Annotated in this window: 13 protein-coding genes; 7 read left to right on the top strand and 6 right to left on the bottom strand. The window is 60.7% G+C overall.

Going from position 1 to position 15,391, the window contains the following annotated elements; translation table 11 throughout:
- Positions 1–8 precede the first annotated feature (8 nt).
- A complete protein-coding gene (gene yfbR, locus M2367_RS05315; protein ID WP_042043124.1) occupies positions 9–599 on the top strand; it encodes a 5'-deoxynucleotidase in 591 nt (196 codons plus the stop codon).
- A 98-nt stretch (positions 600–697) separates the two neighbouring features.
- Here yfbR and lolE read toward each other — a convergent pair whose 3' ends face one another.
- The 3 genes from lolE to M2367_RS05300 are packed head-to-tail and all read right to left on the bottom strand — an operon-like array spanning position 698 to position 3,916.
- Entirely contained in the window at positions 698–1,939 is a 1,242-nt protein-coding gene (gene lolE, locus M2367_RS05310) for a lipoprotein-releasing ABC transporter permease subunit LolE (RefSeq protein WP_224430535.1), read from the bottom strand.
- Positions 1,939–2,637: a lipoprotein-releasing ABC transporter ATP-binding protein LolD gene (gene lolD / locus M2367_RS05305; protein ID WP_042043120.1), complete on the bottom strand. Its 699-nt coding sequence runs from the start codon at positions 2,635–2,637 to the stop codon at positions 1,939–1,941. Before lolD ends, lolE begins: the two co-directional genes overlap by 1 nt.
- A gap of 43 nt (positions 2,638–2,680) precedes the next feature.
- Positions 2,681–3,916, bottom strand: coding sequence for a lipoprotein-releasing ABC transporter permease subunit (locus tag M2367_RS05300; protein ID WP_259236052.1), 1,236 nt, complete (start codon positions 3,914–3,916; stop codon positions 2,681–2,683).
- 76 nt (positions 3,917–3,992) lie between these two features.
- Here M2367_RS05300 and M2367_RS05295 point away from each other — a divergent pair, with 76 nt between their 5' ends.
- Together M2367_RS05295 and mfd are read left to right on the top strand one after the other, a co-directional pair.
- Positions 3,993–4,568 (top strand): PilZ domain-containing protein, encoded by a 576-nt coding sequence (locus tag M2367_RS05295; protein ID WP_259236051.1) that lies wholly within the window; start codon positions 3,993–3,995, stop codon positions 4,566–4,568.
- A gap of 90 nt (positions 4,569–4,658) precedes the next feature.
- A complete protein-coding gene (gene mfd, locus M2367_RS05290) occupies positions 4,659–8,138 on the top strand; it encodes a transcription-repair coupling factor (protein ID WP_259236050.1) in 3,480 nt (1,159 codons plus the stop codon).
- 102 nt (positions 8,139–8,240) lie between these two features.
- On the opposite strand, the gene M2367_RS05285 is transcribed toward mfd, so the two are convergent.
- Positions 8,241–8,585, bottom strand: coding sequence for a cupin domain-containing protein (locus tag M2367_RS05285; protein WP_259236049.1), 345 nt, complete (start codon positions 8,583–8,585; stop codon positions 8,241–8,243).
- 328 nt (positions 8,586–8,913) lie between these two features.
- On the opposite strand from M2367_RS05285, the gene M2367_RS05280 reads away from it, so the two are divergent.
- The 4 genes from M2367_RS05280 (at position 8,914) to M2367_RS05265 (ending at position 12,225) form a co-directional block, all read left to right on the top strand.
- Positions 8,914–9,561: a cytochrome P460 family protein gene (locus tag M2367_RS05280; RefSeq protein WP_259236048.1), complete on the top strand. Its 648-nt coding sequence runs from the start codon at positions 8,914–8,916 to the stop codon at positions 9,559–9,561.
- A 69-nt stretch (positions 9,562–9,630) separates the two neighbouring features.
- Positions 9,631–10,704 (top strand): DUF4331 domain-containing protein, encoded by a 1,074-nt coding sequence (locus M2367_RS05275; protein WP_259236047.1) that lies wholly within the window; start codon positions 9,631–9,633, stop codon positions 10,702–10,704.
- 149 nt (positions 10,705–10,853) lie between these two features.
- On the top strand, positions 10,854–11,642 hold the full coding sequence (locus tag M2367_RS05270; RefSeq protein WP_259236046.1) for a DUF4198 domain-containing protein: 789 nt from the start codon (positions 10,854–10,856) through the stop codon (positions 11,640–11,642).
- Positions 11,635–12,225, top strand: coding sequence for a HupE/UreJ family protein (locus M2367_RS05265; RefSeq protein ID WP_259236045.1), 591 nt, complete (start codon positions 11,635–11,637; stop codon positions 12,223–12,225). The genes M2367_RS05270 and M2367_RS05265 overlap by 8 nt, the downstream gene beginning before the upstream one ends.
- Positions 12,226–12,287: 62 nt before the next feature.
- On the opposite strand, the gene nfo is transcribed toward M2367_RS05265, so the two are convergent.
- Complete coding sequence (nfo, locus tag M2367_RS05260) at positions 12,288–13,130, bottom strand: deoxyribonuclease IV (protein WP_259236044.1); 843 nt, start codon at positions 13,128–13,130, stop codon at positions 12,288–12,290.
- A gap of 198 nt (positions 13,131–13,328) precedes the next feature.
- The gene (locus tag M2367_RS05255) at positions 13,329–15,350 is read right to left on the bottom strand and encodes a glycoside hydrolase family 3 protein (protein ID WP_259236043.1); all 2,022 of its coding nucleotides are present in this window, start codon (positions 15,348–15,350) and stop codon (positions 13,329–13,331) included.
- Between the last annotated feature and the right edge of the window lie 41 nt (positions 15,351–15,391).

The raw sequence follows: 15,391 nt of genomic DNA, 5'->3' as shown, positions 1-15,391 counted from the left end.
GGTCATCCATGCTGCCCAGCCACTTCTTTGCCAATCTCTCCCGCATGAAACTCATCTATCGCTGGCCCTTGATGCGCAACATACAGCCGGAGAACATCGCCGAGCACAGCTTGCAGGTCGCCATGGTGGCCCATGCGCTGGGGCTCATCCATAACCGCCTGTTCGACGGTCAGTTCGATGCCAACAGCGCCGCCGTGATGGCGCTCTATCACGACAGCAGCGAGGTGTTGACCGGGGACCTGCCCACGCCAGTCAAGTACTTCAACCCGCAGATAGCCAAGGAATACAAGAAGATAGAGCTGGCCGCCGAGCAGAGACTGCTGGCTCTCTTACCCCCCGAACTGGTCGAGGATTTTCGTCCCCTGCTCGATTCCGCCGCCCAGGACAGTGCGCTCGGTCGGCTGGTCAAGGATGCCGATACCCTCTGTGCCTATACCAAGTGCCTGGAGGAGATCAACGCCGGCAACCGGGAATTTGAGCCCGCCAGAAAACGCCTGGAACAGATGCTTGAGCAGCGCATGAGCCCAGCCATGCGCTACTTTATCGATGTGTTCGTGCCCAGCTTCTCCCTCCCCCTCGATGAACTCAGCGGCCACTGACCCGCCTGCGCTGCAAATAGAAGAAGGGCCCTGCCAGGCCCTTCTTCATTTCCGTCATTGCTATTCGCGAGCAACGCGGTTCATCACGTATCGTTCTATCAGTGCCCCAGCTCCCGGGACGGCACCAGAGCGCTCGCCCGCCAGGCGGGATAGAGGGTCGCCAACAGGCTCATCAAGATGGCCGCCCCGGTGACGATGGCCATGTCCTGCCAATGCAGCTCGGTGGGCAGAAAATCGATGAAATAGATATCGGGGTTGAGGAAGCGATGGCCGATCACCCCCTCGATGGCACTCAGGATCTGGGTCAGCTTGCTCGACAGCAGGCCACCCAGCAGCGCCCCCAACAGCGCCCCCAGCACCCCGTTCACCATGCCCTGGATGACGAAGGTGAGCCGGATCTGGCCCGGGCTCGCCCCCATGGTCTTGAGGATGGCAATCTCGCTGCGCTTCTCGTTCACCGCCATCACCAGGGTGGAGACGATATTGAAACAGGCCACCGCCACCACCATCAACATCACCACATACATGACGGTGCGCACCATCTGGATGTCCTGATAGAGATAGCCCTGGCTGTTCATCCAGCTGCGGATATAGACGTGATGGGGGAAACGCTGGGCCGCCGCCACCGTGATGGACTGCGCCTTGAGCACATCATCCACCTTGAGGCTGAAGCCCTCTACGTTCGTGCCCATGCCGGAGATGGCCTGGGCATCATTGAGGTGCATGAAGCCGAGCAGGCCGTCGAGCTGACCGCCGAGTTCGAGCAGGCCGACCACGTGCAACGCTTCGCGCCTCGGGTTCTTGATGCCGGCGGCGTCGCCGCCCTGGGGCAGCAAGATGGCCACCTGATCGCCGATGCCGACCCCCAGCTTGTCCGCGATGGTCTTGCCGAGGATGACCCCACGCTCACCGGCCTTGAGTTCGCGAAAACCCCGCCCTGTCATGAAGTTGCCCGCATCGGAGAGATTGGCTTCGAGCTCGGGCAGCACGGCGCGCAGCTGCACCCCCTTGAGGGCGCTGCCATGTTCGAGCAGGCCGTTGAGGCGAATGACCGGGGCTGCGGCCTCGATGCCGGGCTGAGCCAGCAGATAATCGCGCAGCCTGGGCCAGTCGGGCAGCGGTGTCTCCACCGCATCCAGCTCCCCATGGGGAATGACGGCCAGTACCCGGTCTTTGAGCTCACGCTCGAAGCCGTTCATGGCAGAGAGCCCCAGGATGAGCGCCATCACCCCCAGGGCGATGCCGATGAGCGACGAGGCGGAGATAAAGGCAATAAAACCGTTGCGACGGCGGGAGCGACTGTAGCGCAGGCCCAGAAACAGGGGCAGCGGCTTGAACATCAGGCGACCTCCGCCATGACGCCGTTCACCAGATCCACCCGGCGGTGCAACTTGGCCGCCAGGCTGAGATCATGGGTCACCACCACAAAGGCGGTGCCGAGTTCGCGGTTCAACTCGCACAAGAGCTCATAGACGGCGGTGGCACTGGCGTGATCCAGGTTGCCGGTCGGCTCATCCGCCAACACCAGGCTGGGCTCATTGACCAGGGCACGGGCGATAGCCACCCGTTGGCGCTCACCACCCGACAGCTCGGAGGGTCTGTGATGCAGACGATGGGAGAGCCCGACCCGGGCCAGCATCTTGCTCGCCTTGTCACTGGCCGTGGCAACGGATTCACCGGCGATGAGCAGCGGCATGGCGGCGTTCTCCAGGGCCGTGAACTCGGCAAGCAGGTGGTGGAACTGGTAGACGAAGCCCAGCTCCTGATTGCGGAATTTCGCCTGGGTACGACTGTCCCAGTGATGAATATCCTGCCCCTTGAACTGCACTGAGCCGCTCGACGGGTTGTCAAGGGCGCCCATCAGGTGCAGCAAGGTGGTCTTGCCCGAGCCCGAGCTGCCCACCACGGCCAGCATCTCGCCGGGGGCGACGCAGAGATCGATCCCCTTGAGCACCTGGGTCTCCAGCTCCCCCTCTTGATAGACGTGATTGAGCCCCTGGCAACGCAGCAGGGGTTCTTGCAACAAGGGCTCATTCATAACAGGGACTCCACTCACATCGGGGGTAGGTACAGAAGATGAATTATTCATAACGCAGTGCCTCGGCCGGACGCACCCGTGCCGCGCGGGCAGCAGGATACAGGGTGGCAGCAAAGCTCAACAAGACGGCGCCACCGAGGATGGTGACCACCTGCATCGGCTCGACGATGACGGGCAGGCCACTGCCCCCCGCCGCCATATAGAGGTTGAGTCCCAGCCCGTTGAGCAACGGATTGAGGCCCAGGCAGAGGCCAATGCCCGCCAGGGCGCCGAACAGGGCACCAATCATCCCGCTGGACGCCCCCAGCACCATGAAGATCTTGACGATCCCAGACTCGTTCATGCCCATGGTACGCAAGATGGCCACCTCCCCTTCCTTGTCGGTGACCACCATGACCAGGGCAGAGAGGATATTGAAGGTCGCCACCGCGATGATGAGCACCAGCATCAGCCCCATCATGCGTTTTTCCATGGCCACCGCCTGGAACAGCTCGCCACGTTCCCGTCGCCAATCTTGCCACTGGTAGCCCGCAGGCAGCGGCGTCTTGATCACGGCATCGGCCGCGAAGGGATCATCGAGCCAGAGCCGCAGACCGCCAACCTGATGTTCAGGCAGACGGAGCAGTCGCTGGGCATCCTGGATGGCGATCAGGGCGATCTGGTCATCCACATCGGCACCGACGCCGAAGATGCCCGAGACGGTAAAGAGCCGCTGAGCGGGCACCCGGCCAAAGGGCGTGAAGCGGGTGCCTTCGGTCAGGATGAGTCGCACCTCATCCCCCAGCCCCACCCCGAGGCGACGCGCCACCCCCTGACCCAGGACAATCTGATACTCACCGGCCTTGAGAGAGGCGAGGCGCCCCCCCAGCATCTGGGAGTGCAGAATGTCATCTTTGGGCCAGTGGGCGGGATCTATCCCCTGCACGCTCACCCCGGTCAGCTGACCGGGGCTTTGCAGCATGCCCTCGCTATCGAGCATGGGGGCCACCGCCACCACATGGGGTAATTTGGCAAGATCAGGCAGCCCCTCGGGCGCGGCATCGATGCGCCCGGTCTCGCTGGTCAGCACCACATGGGGGATCACCCCCAGGATGCGGCCCTTGAGCTGTCCCTCGAAGCCATTCATGACGGAAATCACCACCATCAGGGCAGCGACCCCGATGGCAATGCCAAAGGTGGAAAACAGAGAGATGAAAGAGACGAAGCGATTACTGCGCCGTGACCCTGCATATCGCAGGCCAATGGCCAGCGAAAGGGGCTGAAAAAGTCCGGTCTTCAAGGATATGCACGTTGCCAACAAAATAAGATACCGGATAATAAAGGGAAACCGTCCATGACAACAAGGGATAGCCTCCATGCAGGAACAGTTCTTCAGCGTCACCCATGCCACGCCGGTCAATGTTATCCTCCTGCCGGATGATTACAGCTTGCCGAGCGAACAGGCGCTGGAGGCCGAGCTGCCCGAGCCCTTTCGCATCGCCGCCGCCATCAGCTCCATCGACATGGCGACCACCCGGCTCATTCGCAGCCAGAATGACGCCATGCAGGATCTGATCGAGATCATCAACCAGCAGTCGCACAAGATCGACATGATCATGAGCTATGTGCTGGCCGCCCAGGATCACCCGGAGCAGCGCTTCCACACCCTGACCTTTGGCGCGGGTCAGCTCACCTACCTGCACCCGGCTCAGGGGCATGGCCAGGCACCCGCCAAGGCGCAGCTGGTGCGCCTCAAGATTTTTCTGCGTGACGAGGCCTCCGCGGTCTACTGCTACGCCAGGGTACGCGAGGTCACGGCCGGCGAGCATGGCCAGCATGTCGCCCTCGACTACGCCCGCATACGTGAGGAAGATCGCGAACTGCTGGTGCGAGCCAGCCTCCATGTGCAGTCCCGCCAGCTCAAGGCTCGCGCCCAGGAGCGACGTCGTTAACCTGCGCGCCAGTATGTGGCCCGAACGATGTGACATCCTTCGAGTCGACCAGACACCGAGCCCGAACGGGCCAAGGCTAAAGACAGAGTGATGAGATCCCTAACCCTACCCGTCCTGCCCGCCAAAGCGGGCCAAAAAAGTACCTTGGGCCAACTGCATGGCAGTGCCCTGGCCCTGGTGGCCGCAGAGCTTACCCGGTCAAACGATGGCCCCACCCTGCTGGTGACCGCCGATACCCCCAGCGCCCTGCGCCTCGAGCAGGAGCTGCGCTATCTGCTCAGCCAGGCAGCACCCGACGAACCAGCCTGCCCGGTGCTGCTGTTCCCGGACTGGGAGACCCTGCCCTACGACACCTTCTCTCCCCATCAGGACATCATCTCCCAGCGGCTCGAGACCCTCTACAAGCTCCCGCAGATGCAACGCGGCGCCCTGATAGTGCCCATCTCGACCCTGATGCTGCGCTGTGCCCCCCGGGTCTATCTCGACAAGTACAGCTTGATGGTCAAGGCGGGGCAGCGCCTCAATTTGCAACAGTTGCGCGGCCGTCTGGCCGAGGCCGGTTATGTGGCGGTGGAGCAGGTGCTGGAGCATGGCGAATTTGCCGCCCGTGGCTCCCTGCTCGATCTCTTCCCCATGGGTAGCACCGCGCCCTATCGCATTGATTTCTTCGATGATGAAGTGGACTCCATCCGCCCCTTCGACCCCGAGACTCAGCGCTCCCGGGAGCCCGTTCCTGCCGTCAGCCTGCTGCCGGCACGAGAGTACCCGACCGACGAGGGGGCTATCGAGCTGTTTCGCGGCCAATTCCGCGAGCTGTTCGAGCTGTCGCGGGCCGACGGATCCATCTATCAGGAGGTGAGCAAGGGGCGCTGGCCGGCCGGTATCGAATATTATCTGCCGCTCTTCTTCGAGCAGACTGCCAGCCTGTTTGACTACCTGCCCGCCCAGACCCAGCTCATCACGGTCGGCGACATCTACCCCGCCGCCCAGGGGTTTTGGAACGACATCGGTCAACGCTTCGAAGATCGGCGCTGGGACACCAGTCGCCCCCTGCTCGAGCCCGCCCGTCTCTATCTGCCGGTGGAACAGCTGTTCCAGGCCCTCGGCCAGTATGGCGCCGTACGTCTGCAAGAAGAGCCGACCCCCCAGGGCGCCGGCCAGATCAATCTGCCGGTCGAGCCCCTGCCCGAGCTGCAACTCGACAACAGCAAGGAGCGCCCCCTGCTCGCCCTGGAGCAGTTTCTGCAAGACTTTGCGGGGCGAACCCTCTTTGCGGTCGAAACCGAGGGGCGGCGCGAGGTATTGCGCGACTTGCTGGCCCGTATCGGTCTCAATCCGCCGGAATTTGCCAGCCTAGGCGAATTTCTCGCCAGCCACAGTGAGCAGGGTATTCTGGTCGGACCGCTGGAGCGTGGCTTCCTGCTGCGCGAGCCCAAGGTGGCCCCCCTTGCCTTCATCACCGAAGGCGAGCTGCTCGGCGGCAAGATCCGCAGCAAGCGCCAGCGCGACAAGAGCAAAAACTTAAGCTCCGATGCGGTGATCCGCAACCTCGGCGAGCTGACCCAGGGTCAGCCGGTGGTGCATCTGGATCACGGGGTCGGCCGCTACCTGGGCCTGGAGACCCTGGACGCCGGCGGCCTGCCCACCGAGTTCCTCACCCTGGAATACGCCGGTGGCGACAAGCTGTTCGTCCCCGTCACCAACTTGCACCTCATCAGCCGCTACACCGGTTCCGACAATCCCCCCAGCCACAAGCTCGGCGGCGAGGCCTGGGTCAAGGCCAGGCGCAAGGCGGCCGAGAAGGTACGCGACGTGGCGGCCGAACTGCTCGATGTCTATGCCCTGCGCGCGGCGCGCAGCGGCTTCGCCTTCAAGCACGACAAGGAGAACTACCGCCAGTTCGCCGCCGGTTTCCCGTTCGAGGAGACCGAAGATCAGCTCAACGCCATCAATGCGGTGCTGGGGGACATGTGCCAGGCCAAGAGCATGGATCGGCTGGTGTGCGGCGATGTCGGCTTTGGCAAAACGGAAGTGGCGATGCGCGCGGCCTTCGTGGCGGTCCATGGTGGCAAGCAGGTCGCCGTGCTGGTGCCCACCACCCTGCTGGCCCAGCAGCACTATGACAACTTCCGGGACCGCTTCGCCAACTGGCCGGTGCGGGTCGAGGTGCTGAGCCGCTTCCGCTCCGCCAAGGAGCAGACCGCCGTGCTCAAGGAGCTGCGCGATGGCAAGGTCGACATCATCATCGGCACCCATAAGCTGCTGGGATCCGATCTCACCTTCAAGGATCTGGGGCTGCTCATCGTCGATGAGGAACACAGATTCGGAGTGCGTCAAAAAGAGAAGATCAAGGCACTGCGCGCCGACGTGGATATCCTCACCCTCACCGCCACGCCGATCCCCCGCACCCTCAACATGGCCATGGCCGGGATGCGGGATCTGTCAATCATCGCCACCCCCCCTGCCAAGCGGCTCGCCATCAAGACCTTCGTGCGCCAGCAAGAGCCCGCGGTCACCCGCGAGGCGGTGTTGCGTGAGCTCAAACGCGGCGGCCAGATCTATTACCTGCACAACGACGTGGCCAGCATCGACAAATGTGCCAGCGACCTTGCCGAGCTCATCCCGGAGGCACGCATCGGCATCGCCCATGGCCAGATGCCGGAGCGCAATCTCGAACGGATCATGTCGGACTTTTATCACCAGCGTTTCAACCTGCTGGTCTGTACCACCATTATCGAGACCGGCATAGACGTGCCGAGCGCCAACACCATCATCATGGACAGGGCCGATCACCTGGGGCTGGCCCAGTTGCATCAGCTGCGGGGCCGGGTCGGGCGCTCCCATCATCAGGCCTATGCCTATCTGCTCACCCCGCCTCCCAAGCTGATGACCAAGGATGCCGCCAAGCGGCTCGATGCCATTGCATCCCTGGAAGATCTCGGTGCCGGTTTCGCCCTGGCCACCCACGACCTGGAGATCCGGGGCGCGGGCGAGCTCTTGGGAGACGATCAGAGCGGCCAGATAGAGTCGGTCGGCTTCACCCTCTATATGGAGATGCTGGAGCAAGCGGTCGAGGCACTCAAGAGTGGCAAGGAGCCCTCCCTCGAGCAGCTGATGAGCAATCACACCGAGATAGAGCTGCGCCTGCCCGCGCTCCTGCCCGAAGGCTATATCCCGGACGTCAACATGCGGCTCTCCATGTACAAACGCATCGCCAGCGCCAGTGATGAGGCCGAGCTGCGCGAGCTGAAGGTGGAGCTTATCGACCGATTCGGCCTGCTGCCCGATGCCGCCAAGACGCTGTTCGACATTGCCAGCTTCCGCCAGCAGGCGGCGGCGCTTGGCATCAAGCGTCTGGAGATGAGCGAGCGCGGCGGCTACCTGGACTTCAACCAGGACACCCGGGTCAATCCCGGCTACCTGGTCAAGCTGCTCTCCGAGCAGCCCCGCGTGTTCAAGATGGACGGGCCGACCCGCTTGCGCTTCCAGGTACCGACCCAGGACAGGGTCACCCGCCTGCAGCGGGTGGAAGGCTTGCTAAAAGATCTGACGGCTAATCAGAGCGGTTAGGCAGGGTAACAGAGCACCGCATTCGTGCCGCTCGACTGCCCCATAAAAATGGACGCCTTGGCGTCCATTTTTATGGGGCAGTCTCTAATGGGCGGATACGGATCACATTACCATCTTGGCGACCAGATCCCGGCGTGAGGGTGTCCAGCAGGTCAGGACTTCACCTTTCCCATCCAAAGAGCGGATGCTGTGGGGAATATGAGGGGCAACCCGAATGCAATCCCCTGTCGTCGCCTGGTAAAAAGCCTCCCCCACCTGTACCTCGAAGCGACCCGCCACTATCACATTCACCTCTTCATGAGGGTGATGGTGAATGGCCGCCGCGACCGGCGCCGCAAACAGGATCCGTGCCACCGTCATGTCATCGCTATTACTCAGCAACTCGATATCGATATTGTCCGCCAGCGTCATCTTTCCCAAGGTATTTACAGCCATAGTGAGTGTCATATGTTTCCCTTATAGACGAGTGTGATTGATGAATATCCCTGCATAATAAATTAAAACATGACAGCTACGCCTTATACCGTCAATAACCCCTAGGGGAAATTTAATATACTGATAAACAGCAACCGACATTTCACGAATAACTTTGGCGCGAAATGCCAAATAAAATAATTCACCAAATATTAATTATTAATGACGTCGTTTAAAAGTATGAACTGGCTCACAACACACGACATCCATTGCCTTTTTACCTAGATCCGACCATCCGCAACAGGGAATATTATCAATTAGCAAATGGAAGCTATTAATCCACAACAACAAGGAGCTTGTTATGAGCAGAGCAACCACCCGCGCTGTATCAAAACACATGAGCAAACCAGGGCCTGGTTATTGTCTTATTACCCCCTTGCTTTTGATATTAGGCACCAATCTAGTTATGGCAGAGGACAATGGCTATCAGGCTCGTGGGGCGCACTTCACGGCAGATGGCAGTGTCGAGCTTCCCCAAGGCTACCGCGGCTGGATACACGTCGGCAGCAGGCTGAGCCCCTCACATGTCAGCATTCTCGATAACAAAAAGACCCCTACACCAGAGTTCTATAATGTGTATGTCGAGCCCTACACCTATTCCTATTTCAAGCAAACAGGGACATGGCCCGATGGGGCTCAAATAGTGAAAGAGTTCTCCTCTACCCAGTCTGGAGCCAATTGCGATGCCGCGACGGGTATTTGCCAGCGACCAGAAGGAAGTGCGTTCTTCCAACAAGACTTTATGGGTATTGGCTATATGGTAAAAGACAAAAAACGGTTTAAAACGTTAGAAGGCAACTGGGGTTATTTCAGCTCAAGCCACAAAAAGCCCCCCTATGAGAAGACATCTCCACTCCGCTCGAAAGAGCAGTGTGCTGGTTGCCATATTGCCAACAAATCGCAAACAGTTGATTACGTGTTTACCAATGCGATTATCGGTTTAAGATAATTATTCTTGACAACTCTATCATGCGATAAAAGCACTTAAACGCATCTCAATTAACTCTCAGGAGCAAACATGAATAAGAGAAAGTGGCTAAAATCTGCACTCACCGCTGGCATTTTGATGGGGATGTTGCCTCTGACCAATAACGCCATGGCCAGCCACCATTTCGAAGCTGCTGCCGTTATCAAAAACCCGGCACTGGCCCAGCTTGATAACTATGTTTTTCAGTCCTCCCGCCCCGACCACACCGCCGTGATCATGACCCTCAACTACGCCCCAACCAAGGCGGTGGGTGGCGTGTTCATGCCAGGAGCGCTGTACAATATCCACATTGCCAATGATGCAGACTTCAGCAAGGGCCATACCTTCAGCCTGCAATTCAAGGAAGACAACAGCTTCACCCTCTATGATCTCGATGCCCCCAACGGGGCCGTGGGCACCATGGGCAAGGCCATCGGCCAGGGCATGATGAACCAGGCGAGCGCCATGACGGATGGCATTCAGGCTTGGGCTGGCGTGGCAACGGATCCCTTCTATGGCAACTCGCCAGCCTTGCATGTCTATCGCACCCAACTGAATGCCGGTCAGCAGTATGATCCCGGGCTGTGGACGTCGAGCAAGGGCAACAACATCTTTGCCGGTCGCAACAGTGCCGCCATAGTGTTGGATATTCCCAACAAGCTGCTCGGCAAAGAGGTCAAGGTCTTCATGACCACGGCCGTCAAGGAGCAGGACAAGTGGCAGCAGGTGCAGTATTCGGCCAACCCGCTCTTCTCTCACGTCATGCTGTTTGAAAGCGATGCGCTCAAGACCCTGCATGACGCCAGCCGCCCGGACAAGGATGATGGTATCAAGCAGTTTGCCTCGGCGCGCACCGCTCGGGCCAGCGCCCTGGCCCATAGCCAGAAAGATCCCATCGCCTATGGCGACATCGTGGCCAACATGCTGACACCGGATGTCCTGACGTATCAGGTCGGCAGCAAGGCAGACTATACCGGCAAGGTCCGCAACGGCCGCGCCCTGGATGATGATGCCATGAGTACCATGCTGGGCCTGCTGATAGGTCAACCGACCAATCAGGGCATCGCCAATCCCAAGGCGCACACCCAAAGCTTCCCCTATGTGATCCCCGCTGTACTCAAATAAATCGCAAGGATAAGGAGTCGCCGCTCCCGCTAACAGGATGCCGGCCTTGGCACCGGCATCCTGATTTGTTCTCTTCGAGAAGGATCTTGCCTTTGAATTTGCTTTCTCACGCAATGAAATGCAGTCAACGCCTGCTTGCAGGCTTTGTCATGATGGCCCCCCTCTACTCAATCAGTGCCTTGGCCCATGAGTTTTGGCTGGTACCTCACCCCCATCATCCCGAGCAACGAGAAAATGTCTCGTTCGAACTGCGCATAGGACCGACTTGGCCCGGCACCCAGACCCCCCGGCTACCCAATCTGGTGGCCTCGTTCAGCTCAATCGACGCCCTTGGCACTCAGGAGATTGCCGGACGAGACGGATCCCGGGTTATCGGGCATCTGCGACCCCGCACAGCGGGGGCCACCCTGGTCGCCCTGCGCACTCACGAGGCCGCGATCTCCTTGACCGGGCCCGAGTTTAATCAGTATCTGGCCGAAGAGGGGCTGGACAAGATCCTCGAGCAGCGCCGGGTCGATGGCAGCCTGTCGGCACCTGGCAAAGAGCGTTTCTCTCGCTGTGCCAAGAGCATCTTGCTCGTCGATGGTCAGAGCCAGGGGTTTGATCGCGTCGTTGGCATGCCGCTGGAATTGGTGCCGCTGACCGAGCCGTTGCACTATCAGGCAGGAGAGCCGTTCTCGGTCAAGCTGCTGCACCGTGGTCAGCCTCTGGCCGACACCCTGATCAAAGCCCAGCTCAAGACCACTCCGCCCGTCGAGCTCAAGGCGCGCAGCGATGCCGATGGCGTGGTCATTTTTCAGCTTCCCCATCCCGGACTCTGGCTATTCAACGCCGTGGACATGAGCCCGGCCGCCGATCTCGACAGCGATTGGCAGAGTCTGTGGGCCTCTCTCACCTTCTGGGTCGGAACAACAAAAATAAGGTATAAAAATGAATAATATCAATGTCATAAGCAAAGGTGGCTACTGGCTGTTCATCGCGGCCCTGCTGCTCGGGGCCGCCCCTGCCCGCGCCCATGCAGGCCTCTCTGCCGGTTGGCTGCATCCCCTCTCGGGTCTGGATCATCTGCTGGCGATGATCGCCGTCGGCGCCTGGAGCTGCCAGATTGGGGGGCGCGCCGTCTGGCTGGTGCCCATCAGCTTCGTCTGCTTCATGGGGCTCGGGGGCTTCATCGGTTTCGAACAACTGGAACTGCCCGGCACCGAATTAGGCATAGCGCTGTCAGTGGTACTGCTGGGCGGAGCCATCGCCCTGGAACAGCGCTTTCCTGCGCTGATCGCCGCCGCGACCACCGCCATCTTCGGCATCTTCCACGGCTATGCCCACGGCTACGAGATGCCGGTCATAGAGCACAAGCTCGCCTACATGTCCGGTTTCCTGGCCACTACGGCGTCCTTGCATCTGCTGGGGGCCATGGGTGCCTACCTGCTGCTCAAACGAACGGAGGGCAAGCTGGTTCTGCGCCTGCTGGGGGCCAGCTGTGCGCTCTGCGGCCTCTATCTGCTCTCGCAGGTTATCTAATGAGAAGGGGAGCCATCGGCTCCCCTTGTTGCATTAAAAAACGCCGAGTCTGACCGCAGCCACTAAGCGGCCAGGCTACGCAGCCAGCGGATCTCGTCAGCCCAGATGGACTCGTCGATGGTCTCCAGGATCAGAGGAATGCCGTCGAAGTGGGCGTCCTGCATGATGTGATGGAACACTGCCTCCCCCAGATTGCCCTGCTGCAGGCTGTGGTGCCTGTCGACCCGGCTGCCAAAGCTGCTCTTGGCGCCGTTGATGTGCATCCCCTTGAGATATTGAAAACCCACCTGACGGTCAAAGTCCCCGAATACCTGGGCACAGCCCTCAGGGCTACGCAGATCATAACCGGCGGCAAAGGCGTGGCAGGTGTCAAAGCAGATGCCCACCCGGCTCTTGTCCTCGACGCCCTCGATGATGGTGGCCAGATGCTCGAAGGACCAGCCGAGGTTGGTACCCTGCCCCGCCGTGTTCTCGATCACCGCCGTCACCCCCTGGCTGCGTTCCAGCGCCCAGTTGATGGACTCGCTCACCAGCTTCAGGCTGACAGCTTCGGATATCTGCTTGAGATGACTGCCGGGATGAAAGTTCAGATAACAGAGCCCGAGCTGCTCGCAGCGTGTTATCTCATCCAGAAATGCATCACGGGATTTGGCCAGCGCATCGGGATCCGGGTGGCCCAGGTTGATGAGGTAGCTGTCATGGGGCAGGATCTGCGTTGGGCCGAATCCCTCCCGCTCGCAGGCGAGCTTGAACGCATCGATGGATTGGGTGGTCAGGGGGGCGGCCTGCCACTGACGCTGATTCTTGGTGAACAGGGCGAAGGCGTTGGCCCCGATGGCCTTGGCGCGGGCTATGGTGTTCTCTACGCCGCCAGCGGCACTGACATGGGCTCCGATATACTTCATTGAATGTCCTCTGTTCTGTGGATTCTCATCATGCAACACCACCCCGCCTTATCAAACCAGGGCTGAGAGGGTCGCTGGGCGCCTCTCCTCTATCGGGGCACATTATGCCCAAGAGGCGCAGTCGCGCCAAACCGGGTTTGTCGATAGCGACCATAGAAAAGGCGCCCGCAGGCGCCTTGAATGTCTCTGTTGCTGGGCTTAATAGGCCAGACCCGCGCCATAGGGATAGAGCGGATTGACCGAGTCACTCGCCACATCCGGGTGCTGGTTCAATACCGCCTGCCAGTTGGAAGGGAGTTCGAATGGCAACTTGCCCCGCGCCTTGACCTTGCCGCTGATGACGTCAAACAGGGCCTGATCCAGGGCGCCGAAGTTGGCCAACAGCACCTGGGCGGCCGGAGCCACCTCGGTCAGGATGGCGGGCCTGTCCAGATAGACGGAGAGTACCAGGGGCACGCCGGCTTGCTGTATGGCCTGGATGGCGGCCAGATCCTCGCTGCCATGGTAGACCCCCTCATGGGCCGTCTCCTGCTCCGCCTGACCGGCACTGGCAAAGCCAAGCTGACCGAAGTGGATGCTGCCAAAGGGGAAGCGCGGATCCTGCTCATTCGGGGTGTTGACCCGGGCGATGGCGAGATCGGCCTGGGCCAGATCGGTCACGACGGTAAAGCCGTTGGCCGTCGCCACCGCCTCATTGACCTGATAGAGATAGACCCGCTTGCCCTGTGCCTGGAGTGGCAGCATCTTGCCCTCATTTTTCAACAGCACGTGGGCCGCCGCCTGAGCCGCCTGAGCTGCTTCCTGGAACGCGGGTTTGCCCACCAGCGCCACCGCGGCCTGGGCATCGACATAGGGGTTTTCAAACAGTCCCAGCTCGAACTTTTGCACCAGGATGCGCAGGGCAGAGGTCGAGAGCGCCGCTTCCGTCACCAGCCCCGCCTGCACCGCAGCCAACAAGGGCGCGGGATCCTCGACGCCGCCAAACTGATCCACCCCGGCGTCAATCGCCTTGGCGTAACGCTCGGCCTTGGTCAGGCTCTCGACCCCCCAGGACATGCCAAAGGGCACCGTCCAGGGACTCACTCCTGCGGTGACCTGTTCCGCGGTCAGGCCATCCTCGCAGGCGGTGTCGCAGTCATTGACGATGCCCCAGTCGCTGAGCACCACACCGTCAAAACCAAAGTGGCCGCGCAGCAAGTCGGTGAGGATCTGGCGGTTGAAGCCAAAGCCCACCTCTTCGATGGCCTGCCCTGCATAGGTCAACCCCTCCGGCTTGGCATAGTAGGGCATGACAGCGCCGACCTTGGCCTCGAAGGCACCTTCAAACGGCACCAGGTGATAGGCAAACTGATCCCCCGGATAGACCTGCTCCTTGCCCCAGGGGTTGTGGGCATCCAGTCCATCCTTCTGGGGGCCTGCGCCGGCGAAGTGCTTGACGACGGTGATCACGCTCTCTTTGCCTATTCCCTCGCTGCCGTGCTGGAAGCCCTCGATGTAGGCACGCACCAGTGACTTGGCCAGCAGGTTGTTGTCGCCAAAGGTGCCGTTGATGCGGCCCCAGCGTGGCTCGGTCGCCAAGTCGGCCTGTGGGGAGAGGGCTTCGTGGATGCCGACGGCCCTGTACTCCTGGCGGGCGATGTCACCAAAGTTCTGCACCAGTGCCGCATCCCCGATGGCGGCGAGCCCCAGAGTCTCCGGCCACTGGGAGAAGGCGCCAGCACCGACGCTGGTCGCGTTGGGATCGTGGGTGAAGTGGTTGCGGGGATCCGTACTGATGGTCAGGGGAATGCCCAACCCCACCCCTTCCAGCACCGCCTGCAGCTTGTTGTTGTCCTCGGCGATGGCCGCCGGATCCCCGGCCATCCGGGTGATGTAGGTGTTGACCCCATCGATGCGCAGCATCTTGTCCATGGCACTCAGATTGACCCGCCCCTTGTCGTCGAGCACCAAAGTGCCATGCATCATCAGGCCGGCCTTCTGAGCCAGGCTCAGTCGGCCCAGTAGATCCTGGGCGCGCTCGGCGGCGCCCAGACGCCAATCTTCATAAGGAGTCAAGGTGCCGCTGCCATCCAGATCCTTGAATTGCAGGCCATCTTGTTCAATCACGCTCACTGTGCGGTGGCCCAATTCGGGTTGGCTGGGTTTGGGGGAGGAGTCGTTGTCGTTACAGCCCGTCAGCAGCAGGGCGCTGATTGTCAGGGCGAGACTGGAGTATTTCATTATTGTGGCCTTCCTTGTGTGTATGAGTCTGGCCACTCTAT

The organism is Aeromonas sp. BIGb0445 (assembly GCF_024809075.1).
Taxonomy (GTDB): domain Bacteria; phylum Pseudomonadota; class Gammaproteobacteria; order Enterobacterales; family Aeromonadaceae; genus Aeromonas; species Aeromonas rivuli.
This window is presented reverse-complemented; position numbering and strand designations above follow the sequence as displayed.

Excerpts from the sequence above, each read along its gene's own strand:
- yfbR (WP_042043124.1), top strand. The coding sequence starts at position 9 with ATGCTGCCCAGCCACTTCTTTGCCAATCTCTCCCGCATGAAACTCATC.
- lolE (WP_224430535.1), bottom strand. The coding sequence starts at position 1,939 with ATGTTCAAGCCGCTGCCCCTGTTTCTGGGCCTGCGCTACAGTCGCTCC.
- lolD (WP_042043120.1), bottom strand. The coding sequence starts at position 2,637 with ATGAATGAGCCCTTGTTGCAAGAACCCCTGCTGCGTTGCCAGGGGCTC.
- M2367_RS05295 (WP_259236051.1), top strand. The coding sequence starts at position 3,993 with ATGCAGGAACAGTTCTTCAGCGTCACCCATGCCACGCCGGTCAATGTT.
- mfd (WP_259236050.1), top strand. The coding sequence starts at position 4,659 with ATGAGATCCCTAACCCTACCCGTCCTGCCCGCCAAAGCGGGCCAAAAA.
- M2367_RS05285 (WP_259236049.1), bottom strand. The coding sequence starts at position 8,585 with ATGACACTCACTATGGCTGTAAATACCTTGGGAAAGATGACGCTGGCG.
- M2367_RS05280 (WP_259236048.1), top strand. The coding sequence starts at position 8,914 with ATGAGCAGAGCAACCACCCGCGCTGTATCAAAACACATGAGCAAACCA.
- M2367_RS05275 (WP_259236047.1), top strand. The coding sequence starts at position 9,631 with ATGAATAAGAGAAAGTGGCTAAAATCTGCACTCACCGCTGGCATTTTG.
- M2367_RS05270 (WP_259236046.1), top strand. The coding sequence starts at position 10,854 with ATGATGGCCCCCCTCTACTCAATCAGTGCCTTGGCCCATGAGTTTTGG.
- M2367_RS05265 (WP_259236045.1), top strand. The coding sequence starts at position 11,635 with ATGAATAATATCAATGTCATAAGCAAAGGTGGCTACTGGCTGTTCATC.
- nfo (WP_259236044.1), bottom strand. The coding sequence starts at position 13,130 with ATGAAGTATATCGGAGCCCATGTCAGTGCCGCTGGCGGCGTAGAGAAC.
- M2367_RS05255 (WP_259236043.1), bottom strand. The coding sequence starts at position 15,350 with ATGAAATACTCCAGTCTCGCCCTGACAATCAGCGCCCTGCTGCTGACG.